The sequence below is a fragment of the Alkalicoccobacillus plakortidis genome (assembly GCF_023703085.1).
GTDB classification, from domain to species: Bacteria; Bacillota; Bacilli; order Bacillales; family Bacillaceae_D; genus Alkalicoccobacillus; species Alkalicoccobacillus plakortidis.
Map to the genome: position 1 here is coordinate 1,167,073 of NZ_JAMQJY010000001.1, position 17,526 is coordinate 1,184,598.

General features: G+C 39.6%; 22 protein-coding genes and 1 other annotated feature. Of the genes, 3 read left to right on the forward strand and 19 right to left on the reverse strand.

The features are described from left to right. Window positions 1-16: 16 nt before the first annotated feature. Together NDM98_RS06350 and NDM98_RS06355 are read right to left on the reverse strand one after the other, a co-directional pair. On the reverse strand, window positions 17-1,300 hold the full coding sequence (locus NDM98_RS06350) for an aspartate aminotransferase family protein (protein WP_251605483.1): 1,284 nt from the start codon (window positions 1,298-1,300) through the stop codon (window positions 17-19). A 45-nt stretch (window positions 1,301-1,345) separates the two neighbouring features. Then, window positions 1,346-2,710, reverse strand: a complete 1,365-nt coding sequence (locus tag NDM98_RS06355; RefSeq protein ID WP_251605484.1) for a YjiH family protein — start codon at window positions 2,708-2,710, stop codon at window positions 1,346-1,348. A 153-nt stretch (window positions 2,711-2,863) separates the two neighbouring features. Between NDM98_RS06355 and NDM98_RS06360 the strand changes: the two genes are divergently transcribed. Further along, a complete protein-coding gene (locus NDM98_RS06360) occupies window positions 2,864-4,603 on the forward strand; it encodes a methyl-accepting chemotaxis protein (RefSeq protein ID WP_251605485.1) in 1,740 nt (579 codons plus the stop codon). Between the two features lie 46 nt (window positions 4,604-4,649). Here NDM98_RS06360 and NDM98_RS06365 read toward each other — a convergent pair whose 3' ends face one another. The 12 genes from NDM98_RS06365 to NDM98_RS06415 all read right to left on the reverse strand — a co-directional run bounded on the left by NDM98_RS06365 (window position 4,650) and on the right by NDM98_RS06415 (window position 11,819). Beyond that, window positions 4,650-5,291, reverse strand: coding sequence for a uracil-DNA glycosylase (locus NDM98_RS06365; RefSeq protein ID WP_251605486.1), 642 nt, complete (start codon window positions 5,289-5,291; stop codon window positions 4,650-4,652). A 67-nt stretch (window positions 5,292-5,358) separates the two neighbouring features. Then, window positions 5,359-5,529, reverse strand: a complete 171-nt coding sequence (locus NDM98_RS06370) for a hypothetical protein (protein WP_251605487.1) — start codon at window positions 5,527-5,529, stop codon at window positions 5,359-5,361. A gap of 149 nt (window positions 5,530-5,678) precedes the next feature. After that, window positions 5,679-6,827, reverse strand: coding sequence for an amidohydrolase (locus NDM98_RS06375; RefSeq protein ID WP_251605489.1), 1,149 nt, complete (start codon window positions 6,825-6,827; stop codon window positions 5,679-5,681). Window positions 6,828-6,925: 98 nt separating this feature from the next. After that, window positions 6,926-7,207: an AbrB/MazE/SpoVT family DNA-binding domain-containing protein gene (locus NDM98_RS06380; RefSeq protein WP_251605491.1), complete on the reverse strand. Its 282-nt coding sequence runs from the start codon at window positions 7,205-7,207 to the stop codon at window positions 6,926-6,928. 326 nt (window positions 7,208-7,533) lie between these two features. Next, the gene (gene rpmA / locus NDM98_RS06385) at window positions 7,534-7,815 is read right to left on the reverse strand and encodes a 50S ribosomal protein L27 (protein ID WP_251605493.1); all 282 of its coding nucleotides are present in this window, start codon (window positions 7,813-7,815) and stop codon (window positions 7,534-7,536) included. Window positions 7,816-7,821: 6 nt separating this feature from the next. Further along, the gene (locus tag NDM98_RS06390; protein ID WP_251605495.1) at window positions 7,822-8,157 is read right to left on the reverse strand and encodes a ribosomal-processing cysteine protease Prp; all 336 of its coding nucleotides are present in this window, start codon (window positions 8,155-8,157) and stop codon (window positions 7,822-7,824) included. 9 nt (window positions 8,158-8,166) lie between these two features. Next, window positions 8,167-8,475 (reverse strand): 50S ribosomal protein L21, encoded by a 309-nt coding sequence (gene rplU, locus NDM98_RS06395; RefSeq protein ID WP_251605498.1) that lies wholly within the window; start codon window positions 8,473-8,475, stop codon window positions 8,167-8,169. 12 nt (window positions 8,476-8,487) lie between these two features. Beyond that, window positions 8,488-8,560: a sequence feature (ribosomal protein L21 leader region), on the reverse strand. Window positions 8,561-8,643: 83 nt separating this feature from the next. Beyond that, complete coding sequence (locus NDM98_RS06400; protein ID WP_251605500.1) at window positions 8,644-10,134, reverse strand: Rne/Rng family ribonuclease; 1,491 nt, start codon at window positions 10,132-10,134, stop codon at window positions 8,644-8,646. Between the two features lie 33 nt (window positions 10,135-10,167). Next, on the reverse strand, window positions 10,168-10,629 hold the full coding sequence (locus tag NDM98_RS06405) for a hypothetical protein (protein ID WP_251605503.1): 462 nt from the start codon (window positions 10,627-10,629) through the stop codon (window positions 10,168-10,170). Beyond that, a complete protein-coding gene (locus NDM98_RS24575; protein WP_373370394.1) occupies window positions 10,592-10,684 on the reverse strand; it encodes a hypothetical protein in 93 nt (30 codons plus the stop codon). Before NDM98_RS24575 ends, NDM98_RS06405 begins: the two co-directional genes overlap by 38 nt. A 75-nt stretch (window positions 10,685-10,759) precedes the next feature. Next, window positions 10,760-11,041 (reverse strand): M50 family metallopeptidase, encoded by a 282-nt coding sequence (locus tag NDM98_RS06410; RefSeq protein ID WP_251608986.1) that lies wholly within the window; start codon window positions 11,039-11,041, stop codon window positions 10,760-10,762. Window position 11,042: 1 nt separating this feature from the next. Then, window positions 11,043-11,819 (reverse strand): M23 family metallopeptidase, encoded by a 777-nt coding sequence (locus NDM98_RS06415; RefSeq protein WP_251605505.1) that lies wholly within the window; start codon window positions 11,817-11,819, stop codon window positions 11,043-11,045. Window positions 11,820-11,970: 151 nt separating this feature from the next. Between NDM98_RS06415 and NDM98_RS06420 the strand changes: the two genes are divergently transcribed. Continuing rightward, window positions 11,971-12,888 carry an aldo/keto reductase gene (locus NDM98_RS06420; protein ID WP_251605507.1) on the forward strand — a complete coding sequence of 306 codons (918 nt, stop codon included), beginning with the start codon at window positions 11,971-11,973 and terminating at the stop codon, window positions 12,886-12,888. Between the two features lie 586 nt (window positions 12,889-13,474). Here the strand turns inward: NDM98_RS06420 and NDM98_RS06425 are convergent. Continuing rightward, window positions 13,475-13,969 carry a MogA/MoaB family molybdenum cofactor biosynthesis protein gene (locus NDM98_RS06425; RefSeq protein WP_251605509.1) on the reverse strand — a complete coding sequence of 165 codons (495 nt, stop codon included), beginning with the start codon at window positions 13,967-13,969 and terminating at the stop codon, window positions 13,475-13,477. A 100-nt stretch (window positions 13,970-14,069) separates the two neighbouring features. On the opposite strand from NDM98_RS06425, the gene NDM98_RS06430 reads away from it, so the two are divergent. Further along, window positions 14,070-14,513, forward strand: a complete 444-nt coding sequence (locus NDM98_RS06430; RefSeq protein ID WP_251605510.1) for a cyclic pyranopterin monophosphate synthase MoaC — start codon at window positions 14,070-14,072, stop codon at window positions 14,511-14,513. Between the two features lie 58 nt (window positions 14,514-14,571). Here NDM98_RS06430 and NDM98_RS06435 read toward each other — a convergent pair whose 3' ends face one another. The 4 genes from NDM98_RS06435 to mreD all read right to left on the reverse strand — a co-directional run bounded on the left by NDM98_RS06435 (window position 14,572) and on the right by mreD (window position 17,526). After that, a complete protein-coding gene (locus NDM98_RS06435) occupies window positions 14,572-15,090 on the reverse strand; it encodes a type 1 glutamine amidotransferase domain-containing protein (RefSeq protein WP_251605513.1) in 519 nt (172 codons plus the stop codon). A gap of 272 nt (window positions 15,091-15,362) precedes the next feature. After that, window positions 15,363-16,157, reverse strand: coding sequence for a septum site-determining protein MinD (minD, locus tag NDM98_RS06440; RefSeq protein WP_251605514.1), 795 nt, complete (start codon window positions 16,155-16,157; stop codon window positions 15,363-15,365). A 27-nt stretch (window positions 16,158-16,184) separates the two neighbouring features. Further along, a complete protein-coding gene (minC, locus tag NDM98_RS06445) occupies window positions 16,185-16,874 on the reverse strand; it encodes a septum site-determining protein MinC (RefSeq protein WP_251605516.1) in 690 nt (229 codons plus the stop codon). Between the two features lie 127 nt (window positions 16,875-17,001). Further along, window positions 17,002-17,526 carry a rod shape-determining protein MreD gene (mreD, locus tag NDM98_RS06450; RefSeq protein WP_251605518.1) on the reverse strand — a complete coding sequence of 175 codons (525 nt, stop codon included), beginning with the start codon at window positions 17,524-17,526 and terminating at the stop codon, window positions 17,002-17,004.

Consider the following 17,526-nt stretch of genomic DNA (forward strand, 5'->3'; position numbering starts at 1 on the left):
ACAGAACCTCTTTGTTTTATTTCTTTTCAAATGCTATAAGAGCTCTCTCCAACTTCGCTAATCCTTCATCAATCTGTTCCTTTGTTACGGTAAGTGGTGGAATCATGCGAATGACCTCACCATGCTTCCCACTGAAATAAAAGAGGACTCCTTCATGCAATGCAAGATCAAGAATCTCCATCGCCGCCTGTCCGTCACCCACACCTGTATCAGGATCAATGATTTCTATACCGATCATTAAGCCGATAGAGCGAACATTTCCTATGCGGGCGTATTTCTTTTGTAACCCTTCTAGCTGCTTGCTTGCATATGCGCCGACCACTTTTGTATTCTCAAGTAATTTTTCTTCCTTAATAACTTCAATCGTAGCAAGCGCTGCTGCACACCCAAGTGGTGTCCCACCAAAGGTAGTCGCATGAGAACCTAGTGGCCATTGTTGCATAAGCTTATGATTAGCAACCGTTGCACTCAGTGGTATGCCTGATGCAATGCCCTTAGCTACCGCCATGATATCCGGCACTACTTCAAAGCTTTGAGAGGCAAACCACTCACCCGTACGACCGAAACCAGTTTGTACTTCATCAAAAATTAGAAGAATTCCGTGCTCATCGCAAATTTGACGAATACGCTGTAACCATGATTTTGGAGGGATGATATAACCACCTTCACCAAGAACAGGCTCTAAAATCATACAAGCTACTTCATTTGGTAGCACTTGATGTGCAAACAATTGTTCAGCGGCTGTGTTCAGCTTCTGAATAGCTTCTTCCTCTGAATCACCTGGCTTGTAATATGGCAATTGATACGTTCCACTTACATGTTGATGAGAGCGATATTTGCTTTTTGACGTACTAATAGCCATTGACCCAAGCGTTCTCCCGTGGAATCCTCCAATAAATGATACGACAAATGGTTTCTTTGTCACATGACGCGCAAGCTTTAATGCACCTTCAATTGCCTCTGTTCCACTATTTCCAAAGAAAAAGCAATCCAGATCTCCAGGCATAATCTCAGCTAACTCATCAGCTAGTTTTAAGATGGATTCATATTGAATGACACCAATTGGTCCATGTGTTAGGTAATCGGCCGCATCCTTGATTGCAGCAACAACCTTTGGATGTCTGTGTCCTACATTTGTCACTGCAATCCCTGAGGTGAAATCAAGGTATTGCTTCCCATCCACACCCCAGTAATAACATCCCTCTTCCTTCACAACAGGTAAGTTAGGATGATCTTTAGCCATACTTGGCGCTAAGCGAATCGGCATCTTTTCACTTAATTTCGTCCATTCAGTTGACATAGTAATCACTTCCTTTTCTCTTTCACATCTTACTAGTGTATCTCGTTAAAATACAAATAGATGAGCAATAAGTACAACAATTGGTAACGTAATAACTGTCCGAATGATAAACATGAGGAACAACTGACCTATGTTTACAGGTATGCTTGAGCGTATCAGCATGACACCAATTTCAGACATATATATTAATTGTGTAAGTGAAACAGCTCCTACTACAAATCGTGTTAGTTCACTTTCAATGTTTGAACCAAGGATCGTTGGCAAAAACATATCCGCAAAACCAATTAACATAGCTGGTGCTGCTTGGGAGGCCTCCGGTATTTGCATCAATTCTAATACAGGAATTAACGGGTATGAAATGATCTGAAAAACCGGCGTGAAATTTGCAATGATTAACGCAATTGTTCCAATACCCATAACAAGAGGTAACATGCCAAACCAGATATCTGCTGCATTAAACAACCCTTTTTTCACAAGAACAGAAGCAGTAGGCACTTTTGATGCTTTAGCTACACCTTTTTGGAATGCCCATCTTGGAATAGAGATATCCTGAGGTGCTTCTTCAACAATTTGTTTACCTGCTGGCTCATAATAATCATTCCTCATTCTAGATAATGGAGGAATACGAGGACAAATAATTGCCGCCACAAAAACGGCGATTAATACGGTTAAATAAAATGGTGGAAACAGATTCTCAATGTTAAGCATTCTAGCCACGATTAAACTAAAACCAATCGATGTGATCGTAAAATTCGTGACGATAATAGCCGATTCTTTTTTTGAATAATAGCCTGATTCATATTGATTAATAGTGATTAGAATACTAACCATGTTATTCCCCATCCAAGAAGCCATTGAATCGACAGCTGCTCGTCCAGGTAGCTTAAATAGTGGTCTCATGATCTTTTGAGCTAATGTACCAAGCCACTCCATCAAGCCAAACTCAATTAATAATGGAAGCAACATTCCCATTACAAAAGACCAAACAGCCAAAACAGGTAGGAGATTATACAAGACTTCCTGACCAGTTCCTACTCCAATAATAACTTCCGGCCCTACTTCAAATAACGTTAAGACTGCGAAGATAGCTCCTAGAAAGCGAATAATTAGCCAAAAAGGATGAATAACAAACAAACCTTTAAGGAAGGGCTGCTTCGTCATCCATTCTGGCTTTGCTGTTACTCCAATTAGTGCTCCAATGCTCGATAGTAACAAGATAGCAGCTAATATTTCTGTAATAACCCCACTCACAAATGATTCTAGATTACTAGATATGTATGCAATTAGGACTGTCCATTGCCCATCAACACCTATTGGTAACGGGATCAAAAAAAGCAATGCGCCAATTAAAGACGGGATAATGAATGCTAAAACATGTTTATTACGATTAGATATGTTGTTATTTTCCATGTGAACTCTCCTTCATTTACAACTTATAAGATTACAGGAAAACGAATAATTATTCAATGATTAAATCGATAATTCCTCTGTGAAAATAAACTTTTTTGGGCTATTCACATCGGTAGATTTTCTGACGATAAATGGAATATGGAGGGATACAAGTTGAAGAAAAACACATGGTCAATACATCGCATCTCAGGTAAGCTTACCCTTTTAATTATGATAGCTGTTGTTATAACCGGTTCAATTATTGGAGGATCAGCTTATTATCTCGCAAAGCAGCAACTAACAGATTCCGGTAAATTAGATATTCAAAATTCAGTTGATGCTTCATTGTCATTACTCGAATCTTTACAAACTGATGTTGAAAACGGTTCACTCACTTTAGATGAAGCGCAAGAACGAGCTCGCCAGCTTATTTCTGGCCCTCAAAATGAAAATGGTTATGATATCAGTCAGTCCAATTTCTCATATAAAAATGATGGGTATATGGTTGCTTATTTAGCAGATTATACTGTCCAATTGCATCCAACCAATGAAATTGGCGACATACCAGCTGATACAACTGTGCAGAAGATGCTCGTTGCAGCGGCTACCGAAGAGAAATCTAAAGATCGCTATACAAATTACGAGCGTACTGAACAGAATGGCGATGTAATTAAAAAAATCGCTTATATGACTTATTTCGAACCGTGGGAATGGAACATTGGTATGACCGCAACAGAGAGCGAATTTTACGATGATATTCATACACTTCAAACTCTTATTATAGCTATTACAGCTTTTATTTCACTAGCCGCATTCCTAGTATGTTACATGTTAATTCGTAAAAAGATTAATACCTTAGGAGAAATTGCAATAGCTGCAAACCGAATTTCAGATGGTGATATTAGCCTTACGGAGCTTCCAGAAGGTCAAGATGAAATAGGACAGCTTGGAAAAGCATTTAATACGATGTCTAATCAATTACGTAGTCTTATTAATAGCTTGCAAGAAAAAGGAAGTCAGCTTCTTGATCAGGCAACAGAATTATCTGCCATTTCAGAAGAAACTTCTGCAAGTAGCGAAGAAATTGTACGGGCAATCGATGAAATCAGTACGGGCACTCAGGAGCAAGCAGCTCATTTAGAAAAAACAAACAACCAAATAATTGATCTTAACACTAGCGTTCAAGCGATGAATCAACAAAAAGAGGCAATGAATCAAGCGACCGTCCTTTCCACTCACGCTGTTAAACAAGGAAAGGAAAAAGTACAAACTCTTGAGGAATCAAATAAAAAATCATTAGCTGCATCAGACAAAATTAGTGTAGGTATTACAAATCTCTATTTAAAAATTCAAGACATCACTCGAATTACTGATGTCATCACAAACATTGCTGAAGAAACGAATCTATTAGCACTTAATGCTAGTATTGAAGCAGCAAGAGCTGGAGAGCAGGGTCGTGGATTTGCAGTGGTTGCTGGTGAAGTAAGAAAGCTAGCCGAACAAGCAAACGCGCGAACAAATGATATAAAAGAGATGATCCAAGGCATTGAGAAGGAAACAGAGAAGACCGTATTGTTAATGGGTGAGACTTCTACGTATTCAGACGAATTAAGCAAGGTTGTTAAACAAACGGCAACAGAATTTGTAGAAATTGAATCAGCAATCACTGAGACTTCTACGTCAATTCAATTACTTGAGCAAGAATTAAGTCAGGTAACTCTGTATACAAATACCATTGCAGAAGCCGTTGAACATGCTTCAAGTGTATCTGAAGAAACGGCCGCCTCTGTAGAAGAAATAACTGCTTCTCTTGATGAGCAAGGAAACGCAATTCAAAATGTGGCACATGCAGCAGAAGGTCTAACCGATTTAAATCAGAAGCTTAGTGAAGATCTTGCTTTCTATAACAAATAAAATTACCAAAAAAAGAAGTGGACCTAATGTGTCCACTTCTTTTTTGCTAGTAGATCATTTCTCGTAACTTTCTCATGTCCTCTTCAATCACTAGTTTTAACTTTGGATTATAGAATATCGAGGCAGGATGAAAAGTAGGAAAGACAATATAACTCTCCTCCGATGAAATATAGCGTTTGTCTTCAAGTGATTTGAGCTTTAAGATATTTGTCGTAAAAGGTGTTCCATGAATATCAACTAATCGTTCCTTCATTCCTGTTAATCTTCGGAACGCGACACCACCTAGCGTTACAATAATCTTTGGCTTAACATCTTCAATTTGTGCATCGAGTAACGGGGCATGTGCAAGAATCTCGGACTGATTAGGTGTTCTGTTTCCTCGTGCTTCGATTTCTTTTTCCTCACCTGGTTTTAACTTTCGGTAAGGTCTGCTTCTAATGACACTCGTAATATATACATCTTCTCGAGTTAATCCAAGCCAGGTAAAATACTGATCCATCACAGCACCTGATTTCCCGATAAATGGTTTGTTTTCAATAACCTCTTGTCGTCCAGGGGCTTCTCCTACAAACATAATGCTTGCATTTGTGTTTCCTTTACCCATTAAGAAGCCATCACAAGGATAGGGTTCCATTCTCTTTTTGCAGATTTCAATTAATTTGTTTGTCAGCTGCTTATTCTGAGTCATAGCGATTCCCTCCAAAAAAACAAAAACCACCTTTTAAGGTGGCACGTTGCTTTTATCTGTTCGCTAATTATACATTACAATGTTCACATTGATCACGTAATCTAGCTCGTTCAATGATTAATATAATTTGAGTAATAGAACGTTTTCGCAATCGTTCATCGTTTGATTCCACAACTCTTTGTTGTAAGCGCTTAACATTAGCAGATTCAGCATCATTTAAGAAATCCAGGTGTCCCACCTGTAAGCCCTCCCTGCTTTAAACTCTTTCATTTTTACTACCTCTAGTATAACCGATTTACGGCATTAAAAAAAGAAAGGAAAACAATTTGTCTTATTCAAACAAATTTGCCCTCCTTTTTAGTATATCCTTCCTGCTACAAATTAAACCTATTCACTCTTTTGAGAGTATACAGTTTTACCATTTATAATCGTCTGTTCAACCTTTGCCATTAAGTGAAACGGAGATTCACTCCATATAACAAAATCTGCATCAAGTCCCTCTTTAAGCGACCCAACTTGATTTTCTAGTCCAATATGAATAGCCGCCTGACTTGTCATTGCACGTAATGCTGTTTCTTCAGATAATCCATGATTAACTGCTGTTTTAGCAGTTGTTAATAGATGATCAATTGTGACAACCGGATGATCGGTAGTGATAGCAAAAGGAATGTTGTGTTGTTCAAATAACACCATCGTATCCCACGCTTTATTTGCGAGCTCCTGTTTTGACTTAGCTGACATCGTTGGACCAACTGCAATAGGTACTTGATTCTCAAACAAAAAGTCGATTAATAGATGTCCTTCTGTACAATGCTCAATCGTAATATCAATATTAAATTCATTCTTTATTCTAATACTCGTTACGATATCGTCTGCTCGGTGTGCGTGAACTCTTAAAGGAATTTCACGTCGTATGACCTTAGCTAGCTGTTCCAAGCCAAGATCACGGCTGTTGATCGTTTGATTTTCCAATCCTTTATTATAATCCTCAGCACGCATCAGCTCTTGACGCAGCAAACCCGCAACACCCATACGAGTAACAGCTGCTTTTCCTTTTGAACCATGAACTCTTTTAGGATTTTCTCCAAGTGCGGCTTTCATTCCTGAAGGGCTTTTAATAACCATTTGATCTGCTACTGTACCAACGGTTTTTACCGCAACCATTTCTCCACCAATAACATTTGCACTTCCTGGTAAAACTTGTACAGTTGTCACACCATTTTTTCGTGCTTCGGCAAATCCGTTATCCTGTGGACTAAGACCATCCAATGAACGTACATAAGGAGTCGATGCTGCAGACGTCTCATTAAAATCATGTCCTGCACTACCTAATCCTTCTGGATGTACTCCAAGATGTGTATGTACATCAATTAGACCCGGTGTGACAAATTTTCCATCTAGATCGATAATTTCTGCATCATTTGGAATGATAATATCTGTTCCAATCGTTTGGATTTGACCACTATCCACTAGTAGACTTGCTTTTTCTATGTATGTCGTTCCAGTCCATGCATTTACATTGATATAGGCTTTCATTACTCAACGTCCCTTCATTCGCTCTATCGCATTATTTCGTGTGCCGAAGTATTGAATTGTTTTTAGACTGACTTTCAAAGAAAGCCAGTCAGACAGGTTTACTTTTGTTCCATATATTGTTTTAATTCATTCATTACTTTATCTGCGCCTTCTGGGCTTAAGATAATATGTCCATTTGCTAATGAAATATTGTCATCAGAGCTTTCACCAGTTACCATACACGCACGATAAGGCTGGTACTTTTCAAGGATGATTTGTTCCCCGTCGACTAAAATAGCTAGAGGTGTTTTAATTTCAATTTCAAGCATATTTCTTAATTCTTTTGGGATAACAATTCTACCAAGTTGATCTAACTTACGTACAATACCTGTTGATTTCATATACCCTCACAACTCCTTCTATTCAATCTTTTTCTGCGTTTTTTGCTACAATTGAGATACATTTTCCATAAAAACGGGAGTGACTAGCGACTCATTGTATGCACTTTTATTTTATATCACATCAATCGCTTTTAACAGAGGATTTAGGAAAATACTCTTTTAACAGCCTAAAGGTAGTAGTGTTTTTACATTATTTACTTAATAGTAATAGAATTCCCTGTTACTCATCCATTTTTATCGTTTTTTGAGCCTTTAGACTCATATGTATGGGCACACTTCGAATCTAATCAAAAAGCTCTATCACCTAAGTGATAGAGCTTTTCTTATTAAGATCCTGGATATACACTAACTTGTTTACGATCACGACCAACACGTTCGAATTTCACAACGCCGTCCACTTTCGCAAAAAGAGTGTCATCTCCACCTTTTCCTACATTCGTTCCAGGGTAGATACGTGTACCACGTTGACGAACAAGGATGCTTCCGCCTGAAACAGACTGACCATCCGCGCGCTTAGTACCAAGACGTTTAGACTGAGAGTCACGACCGTTCTTTGTACTACCTACACCTTTTTTGGATGCGAAAAATTGCAGATTCATTTTCAACATGAAAATTCACCTCCTGTCCGTTATGGATATGAATGCTTCATATTCTTCTTCGATTGATTTAAGAGAAAGAACCATACCTTCAAGCAACAGCTGCACATCTCTATGCTGCTCCTGATTCAAAGACTCAGGTACTGTACAACTTAAATAACCTCCGTTATCCTGCATGTCAACAATAAGCTCTGTTTGGCATAACACCTGAACAGCATTTACTGCTCCAATTGAGACAGCAGAAGCTCCGGCACATACAATATCGTATCCATAAGGACCTGATTCAGCATGCCCAGACATTGAAAAAGATACAATGCGACCTGTTGAGTGTCGATTTATACTAACATTAATCATGTCTATCCCTTACACGTTAATAGCGTCGATCACTACTTTAGTGTATGGCTGACGATGACCTTGCTTACGACGGTAGTTTTTCTTTGCTTTCATTTTGTAAACGATGATTTTCTTGTCACGGCCATGTTTTTCAACTTTACCTGTAACTGAAGCACCTGCTACTAATGGAGCTCCAACTTTCGTTTCGTCTCCGCTAACAAAAAGAACTTTGTCAAACGTTACAACTTCATCAACATCTGCAAAAAGCTTTTCGATGTAAATCGTGTCTCCAGCTTGAACCTTCAACTGCTTTCCGCCTGTTTCAATAATTGCGTACATATCTGCACCTCCTTATATACTCAGACTCGCCATTTCAGGTAAGGAATCTCCTATTTGAACCTGTTCCGCGCGGTTGTAGTTCTTTGGGTGCAACCAAATCACTAACATTACCCATCATAGCACAAACAAAATTATGAAGTCAATAACATTTCGCTGCCTAGATTCATACTATAAGCCTTGCAGAATACGCTCTGCCTCCGCTTTTTCTCCAACGTATACAAATCGATACGTATGTGTATGAGATTGCTGCTCTTCTACGCTATAAATGTGAAAACCGAGCGCTTGCTCTAAGCGAGTTTTATGAACGTTTGAATGACCAAAAAGAATTTGTCGAACAGGTATCGGTATCTCAATGACCACCGCCTCCACTTGTTCGCGGTATTCCCATAACTCTCGTTCAATTTTAAAAGCAAGAGACTCCATAGACAAAACATAACCTGTACCCCTGCAAACTGGACAATCTGTTGATAAACTATTCCGTAAGCTTTCTTTAACTTTTTTACGGGTAAGCTCCATCAGTCCCAGTTTAGTAAGTCCTCTCACACTCGTTTGCGTACGATCTTTTTTTAATTCTTTCTCCAATGCTTTTGTCAGTTCTAGCTTATGGTCTTCTTTTCGTAGATCGATAAAATCAATTAAAATGATTCCACCTAAATCGCGTAACCTCAGCTGTCTGGCAATCTCTTGTACAGCTTCAAGATTGACCTTTAAAACGGTATCTTCAAGCTTTGTTTTACCAGTGAACTTTCCACTATTCACATCGATTACAGTAAGCGCCTCTGTTTGATCAAACACAAGAAACGCTCCACTTTTTAACCAAATTTGTCTACGTGTCGCTAGATCAAGTTGTCGATCCACACCATATTCCGTAAAAATGTTCTGCTTACCACGAAATAGTGATGTGCGAACAGATGGTAACCGTATTAGTGATAATAATCGGTCAATACGCTGCTTTACTTTGAGATCGTCCACTACAATTTCAGCTAAACCCTCTGATGAATAGTCTCTAATCGTTTGCTCAATAAAGTCCGGTGCTTGCATAATAATAGAAGGAACACGTTTGTCTTTGGCTTCTTCCATTGACTCCTGGAAGCTTTGCCTTAAGACGTTTAATTCCGCTTGAATCGTCTCTTCGCTTTCTTTTTCGGCAGCTGTCCGTAAAATTAATCCCTCTGATTCATCTGTCCATTTTTCAGCGGCAACTCGCCATGCTTCACGACTCTCACTCGATTGAAATCGCTTTGAGATGGCAATGTATTGACTATGAGGCAAGTAAACTAAATGATGTCCAGGCACCGTGACCACATTAGTCACTCTACAGCCTTTTGTGCCGATTTCTTCTTTTGTTACCTGCACAATTAGTTCCTCACCTTGGTGAACATAGTGCGAAATGCTTTTGTTTTTTTTCTTTTCTGCTTCTTCTTCACTGAGATAATACTTTAAAACATCATCTCGATACAAAAAAGCATTTTTCTCTCTACCGATATTGACAAAAGCAGCTTGCATACCTGGTAGAACCTTCTCTACTCTTGCTTTATAGATATTCCCTACTACCCGGTCTTGGTTTGGTTGATCAATCATTAACTCTATAATCTGTTCATTCTCAATAACAGCAGCTCTTTGTTCACGTGTCGCTGCGTTTAATACTAGTTTCTTCACTAAGAAGACACTCCCGTCTTTACATATCTCCCGTTATTGTACCTTAGTTTGGGCAGAATTTATACGTGGAGGTCCATTAATCAATGTACTGATCGGAACAGTTAATCTTCGGTCAAATAACGCTTGTAATAAAGCCTTCTCTGGCACTTGTTGTTTGTTTGAATGAAGTGAAAATAAGTGAGTGTGTCCTCGTCGAAGCAGCCTCACTGCATCACGCACATGAAGATCTGGCGACACGTTTAATACCAAGTTAGAGGATGAATGAATAGGTATCTGATCTCTTTCTGTTAAAAATCGCATAAACCGATAGTGTCGCTGTTTCCATTCGAGATAATTATTAATCAGAAGAAACAGGATCACGATATATAAATTTAAATGAAAAGGCAAAATTAAAGCAGCGAGTATCATTAGAAATAAGGCACAAATGGAACTAATTAAAGAAGCATGGTGCGCTTTTTTATATGCCCAAGCGATCCATAAACCAAAGCTGAACAATTCTTCCACCATCAAGCGGAAGAACCGGCAGTAAATTAAAACAAAGGATAATCAGGTTGTGCCAAACAAAAAGCTTGGTGCGATGAAGTGGACCAAACGGCCGTTTCTACCAATGCATACGAGGCTCCGATCATCCATAGTGCTGGAGAGGACCAGCTAAAACAACCAGTAATTCTTCTTTAATCGGCTTATTGCCACTGTCCTCTATTTCAGCTACACCACCAAATGGGAGCAGCTCAATTTTTCGGATTCTCCAGCCATAATGAACAGCCATAGATGCATGACCTAGCTCATGCACAAACACAATGAAAAAAAGCATGAGTGCTTCTCGAAAATAACCCGTTACAAATCCAGAACCAAGCACAACCCAGAAAAACGGATTAATTCGAATCAATAAAAGGAGTTTCCACATTTTATTCAAATGAGATCACTTCATTAGGATTAATGTACTCCTCACCTTTTTTTAATGCAAAATAATAAATGCCTTTATTATCCTCGCTTTTTGATACAGTACCAAGTTCATGACCCGCTTGAATATGATCATAGATGTTGACTGTGATCTCATCTAGCATGCCATAAGTGGACTCTGTTCCATCATAATGTTGAAGAATAACGGTTTTACCAGTATCCTCTTTTTCTGTTACATCCGTTATATACCCACCTGTCGCAGCGTGTACTTCAATGCCTTCCCCTGTCTCAATCATCACGCCACGACCATTTTGGTCAAAGTTTTCACGAATTGTACCTGTTGCAGGAACTGCATATGGCGTCAACTCGACTGGTGGTTCTGCTGGATTGTTTGTTTGATCTGTTGTTTTTGGTGGTAATAACGTGATTGGTCGTCCAAAGTTTGACTCATACCATTGACTGATTGCAGCAAATTGAAATTCTTGCTCAAATGTTTGACTGACAACTTCTCGCACCGGTTCTAACCTTGCTTGATCTGTCCGATAAATGATTAATAGCGATAAAAAAATCAATGTGCAAAACAATGTACGTAAAACAAAAGACCCCACATAGCGTTTTGGTGAACTTTCTCCTTCTGGATCAAACGATGTACCCACTTCTTTTACATTTGAATTCAGTTGGCGTATGCTTGATTTAGAGGAAGTTTCTACCCCATGATACCCCCGATTTGTTTTCCTTTTTGCTTCTATTCGTTTACGGACTTGTTGAAGCTGCTTTGACATCCTGCCACACTCCTTATCATTGCAGATCTGCTTGTACTCTACTTTATGATTTGTCTGGAGACAGTATGTCCATTCCCACGATATTATGAGGTTGATTCTTGATGAAGAAGGGAAAAGAATACGATACATACTTTGAAGGAGAGTGAATTAAATGAAAACAAGACAACTTGGTTCTTCTGATTTAGTAGTGAGTGAACTTGGACTCGGAGCAATGTCTCTAGGAAAAGAACCAAACAATGCGAAATCTATTATTGATGAAGCATTAAATCAAGGCGTCAATTATATTGATACAGCAGACTTATATGATATGGGTGAAAATGAAGAATTGATTGGACAAGCTATTAAATCGAGGCGAAAAGAATTAATTCTAGCGACCAAAGCTGGAAATCGTTTCGAAAAAGGCAAGGAAGGTTGGGAATGGGACCCTTCTAAAAAACATATCCAACAAGCTGTAAAAGACAGTTTACGCCGCTTGCAAACCGATTACATCGACCTCTATCAACTTCACGGTGGAACCATAGACGATCCAATCGATGAAACGATTGAGGCATTTGAAGAGTTAAAGCAAGAAGGAGTAATCCGGGAATATGGGATTTCCTCCATCCGCCCTAATGTCATCCGAGAATACCTAACGAAATCATCCATTGTTAGTGTCATGATGCAGTATAGTCTTCTTGACCGTCGTCCAGAGGAGTGGTTTGATTTATTATCTAAGCATCAGGTCAGTGTGGTAACCCGAGGTCCAATTGCAAAGGGAATTTTAAGTAAACGTCCTTTACAATCGAGTAAATCCATTTCTGAGAAAGGCTATTTAACCTATTCACTGAATGAACTAGAAGAACTTCGGAAACAGTTATCAGAGCACTTCGGCCAAGAACGCTCACTTGTTGAAATTGCATTCCACTACAATCTCTCCCAAGTGCCAGTTGCATCCGTAATTGCCGGTGCGAGCAGTGTTGAGCAAATGCGTGAAAATGTCCAAGCTATCAACGGAAATCCACTAACAGTAGAAGAGATAAACTGGCTAAAAACAAGGACCAAAGCCGATCTGTATGAACAACATCGCTAATATAAGCTCATCTGTAGCCCAAACCATAGCCTGGTTGGGCTATTTTTTTAGAGAGTTTTTCTTTTCGCACGTGAGTAGCTCGGTTCCGCGCGGGGTGGTCTTTATGGTCGCGGATGCCTCTTGATGACATGCAAGTCGCTTTTCTTACATACGAGATCTTCTTTCCTACATGCGAGACGCTTTCCTCACATGCAAGATCCCCTTTCCGACATGCGAGACGCTTTTCTGACATGCAAGACACTCCTTCCGACATGCGAGCCACTCTCCTCACATGCAAGATCCTCCTTCCTACATGCAAGACACTCTCCTCACATGCAAGACCCTCCTACCGACATGCGAGACGCTTTCTCTACATGCAAGATCCTCCTTCCTACATGCGAGACGCTTTTCTGACATGCAAGATCCTCCTTCCTACATGCGAGACGCTTTCCCTACATGCAAGTTCCTCCTTCCGACATGCGAGACACACTCTCTATATGCAAGATCCTCTTCCCTACATGCAAGATCCACTCACGGCGCCCCCTTTCCGCTCGCGAACCCACAAAAAAAGGACAACCCGAACATTAATCTGTCCGAGTTGCCTATTTTAATTTCCCTCAATTATTTCTCTCACAACATTTTTTAATTCAGGTACAATGATTTTCTCCATTCCAAGCCTTACTGCTCGTGTTGTACCCGGCATGGAAAAAATGGCTTTACCGTCACGTACTCCTGCGATTGCTCTGCTTGTAATAGCTGCTGTTCCGATATCTTCACTAAAGCTCATATACCGGAAGATCTCACCAAATCCAGGCATCTCTTTGTCCAAGCTATCTCTTACAGCCTCATAGGTTGTATCCTCAATGGCTATTCCTGTACCTCCACTTATTAGCACAACATCTATATCTGCCCTGGCAGCTGCCACCTTTAGCCATCTCTGAATACTGCTATAATCGTCCTTGCAAATTTGATATTCTGTTACGGCGTGTCCATGATTTTCAAGTAACTCTCTCATTGTTGCACCATTTAAATCGTTTTCAAAGGTTCTTGTTGATGTTACAGTTAAGATCATACATCTTACGACAAGCTTTGATTGAATCATGGGATAAAATCCTCCTCTAATTGACAGTTTGTCTAGTTTTCTATTATGATTACACAGTGTATATTCTGTTCGTACTGATTGCTGAAATGGAGGAGAAACTATGAACAGGCGAAAACGCTCTTCTAAACCAAATTTCTTTTCACTAGCCCGTTCCTTCTCTTCATCAAGCGAAAGAACAGCTATTGCGAATACAACGATTGAGTGTAGTGATCTCATCTATTCTCTTATTCAAGAAGGTAGAATCCAAGAGGATGAGCTTTGTTATTCTGCGCGGGTTGCAGGTACATTGGCTGCTAAAAATCCTGGGCAATGGATTCCATATTGCCACTCAACAACAGTTGATACGCTTCGGATAGAGTTTACGTGGGATGAACATACTTTAATGATTCAAGCATTTTTGAAGTCTAAGACATCTACGTCACTAGATACTCTGGCAATGACCGCTGTTTCTACAGCAGCCCTTACGATATTTGATGTATGTAAAGAATATGATAAAGGCATGGTTATTGGTCCTACCTATTTATCTCGTAAAAGTGATGAGTGACGATTTATAATCCAAGTAAAACAGCCAGCAGTTTGTACTGGCTTTATTTATGCATAGCTTATGATGCAAGGATTTTTACTGATTCACGATTAAATGCTGGGAGGTCATCTGGTGTTCTGCTTGTGACTAAGTTGCCTCCACACACAATTACTTCTTCGTCCTTCACAGTTGCGCCTGCATTTTTCAGGTCAACTTGAATCGACTTAAAGCCAGTGACTGTCCGTCCTTTAAGGACATCTGCATTGACAAGTAGTTGTGGTCCGTGGCAAATCGCAAATATTGGTTTGCCTGAGTTTGCGAATTCTTTTGTGAACTCAACAAATTTATCGTCACCACGAAGGATGTCTGGTGAAAAACCTCCGGGTAAAAGTAATGCGTCAAAATCAGATGGTTTTACATCATCAATAGATTTGTCGATTGTGACTGTTGCATCTCCTTGTTTCCCCGTTACAGTATTACCGCTTTTGTGTTCAATCGTTGTAATCTCGTGACCCGCTTCTTTGTAAGCTTTGACTGGGTCTGTATACTCTACGTCTTCAAAATAATCTGTGATAAGTACCGCAATATGTTTACTCATTTTTTATCAACTCCTATAATGCTTGTACTTATAATGTACCCTGTGCACATGTAACTAAACACGGGATTTTAAAAAAGTTGCTAGGTATGTACATCTCTGATCCGCTCCTGGGATGAAGGCAAGTCTCGTCTGGCTACGCTAGTGAATTTCAACCTTACATATAGTCTAAAAGCACCACACATAACTAAATGAATTAAAAAAACGAACCATTATGTGAGTAAAACAACATAATGGTTCGTTTATTCTGATAGCTAAAACATCTAGCTTCTTAATTATCGTACTCGGAAGAACTTTTTGATTTTTGCTAGTACGCCTTTTTGCTCTGCGAAAGATACGAGTGGTACGTTTTCTCCTAATATACGGCGAGCAATATTGCGGTAAGCGATGGATGCTTTACTGCCAGTATGTAGAGCAATTGGTTCGCCTTTATTTGAGTATTTAATAACTTCATCATCATCAATGACGATTCCGATTAGCTCAATGGCTAAAATTGCTGCAATTTCATCAACGTCCATCATTTCACCATTTTGCATCATGTGGCCACGAATTCGGTTGACAACTAAACGTGGTGCTTCAATATCTTCTTTTTCAAGTAAACCAATAATACGATCTGCATCTCTTACGGCTGAACGCTCTGGTGTTGTGACTACAATTGCTCGGTCAGCACCGGAGATAGCATTTTTGAACCCTTGTTCAATTCCTGCTGGACAGTCGATAATAACATAATCATATTCTTGTTTTAATTCTTCAATAATCTTACGCATCTGCTCAGGATCAACGGATGTTTTATCCTTTGTTTGGGCAGCTGGAAGTAAAAATAAACATTCAAATCGTTTATCTTTAATTAATGCCTGTTTTAAGCGGCAACGCCCTTCAACGACATCCACCAAATCATAGATAATCCGATTTTCAAGCCCCATGACAACATCCAGATTACGTAAGCCAATATCTGTATCCACCAGACATACCTTTTTATTTTGCAAAGCTAATGCGGTGCCAACGTTTGCTGAGGTGGTTGTTTTACCAACTCCGCCTTTTCCGCTTGTAATTACTATCGCTTCTCCCACGTCTATTCCCCTTTCTCTCAGAACCCTTTACTCCTCTATAAGCTGACTCGTGTTTGATGTCAGTTCCGGTCGTTCATGAACTAGCTTCTGTACACGTTCCAGAACAAATTCTGAAGTTGCACCCTTTAAAAACGCGGTTTCCATAAACGTGTCCTCATGGTCAATATCAGCAAAACTATAAATTTCAGAGGCAATTCTCAGCTGAACGGGGGCCATTAATGATGCAGTAATTACTGCTTTTCGGTTCCCTTCATAGCCTGCATGCGCAATTCCTTTTAATGCACCAAGCACATGGATACTTCCCGTCGCCATTAATGTCCCACCTGGATTAATATCTCCTACTAGTAAGACGTCGCCTCGAACCTTTAGTACTTGCCCAGAGCGGACGAATCGTGTAAGTGTGAGGAATTGACTTTCTTGCTGACGTCTTTCGGCTTCTTCAACTGAAATAACCGTTGATTCAATGGCTTCAATTTCAAGCGCCCTGCCTTCAGTAATTACTTGACGCAATTCTGCCTCAGACTCTTCTGACAAAAACCTTCGACCTACATCCACTCGGACTCGAACATTTGGTCCTTCTTTATGCTGATAGTAATTAGAATTGAGCTTTTCAGTCAACTCAGTTATTAAGCAATCATAGGCACAGTGCTCATCCAAAAGGAAAACCAGACCATCCTTCTTGCCTTTTATTGTTACATGTTGTTTTTTCTGCGTCACCTTCTACTCACCTCAGACACACTCGTTGCACACGATGTTCATTTTTTGACTGTTTCTATCGAATGGTGCTGGAATCTTAACTACATTCGCCACAGTTCCTACATAGTCCTCTTTTTGAAGGATAGGATTAACGTTGGCGTAAGTCTGCTTGCCGGTTCACGTGTTGAATTAGTCTGCGAATTGGAAAGAGAGTAAGGATTGCAAACGCTCCATTAAAGATAACAGTAGGAAGCACACGATTTTTTGCAAACTGTCCTGCTGACCAATCTGTTACCCCTAACATCTGCAGGATTCCGTACTGATAATACTCAAAAAACACAACAGCAATACATGCTATAACAATTGGTACTAATACACTATCTTGAATTCGTTTTGTTGAGAACGCAAAGATATAGCCAATAAAAGCAAAACCAAATGCATATATGCCTAGAAACTCTGTATAAACTACATCATAAATAAAACCAAAAATTAAGCCAAGGGTTAGACTTTGCATTCGACCAATGTAGATGCCTACAAACACAATCACAATGATCAAAAAACGAGGAACCATAACCACATCTAGCTTCAAAAAGTTTGCAACGGCATTTGGTACAATGGTTCCCTCAAATACAAGTAAAAAAAGTAATAAAGCAGCAACGTAATAACGACTCAC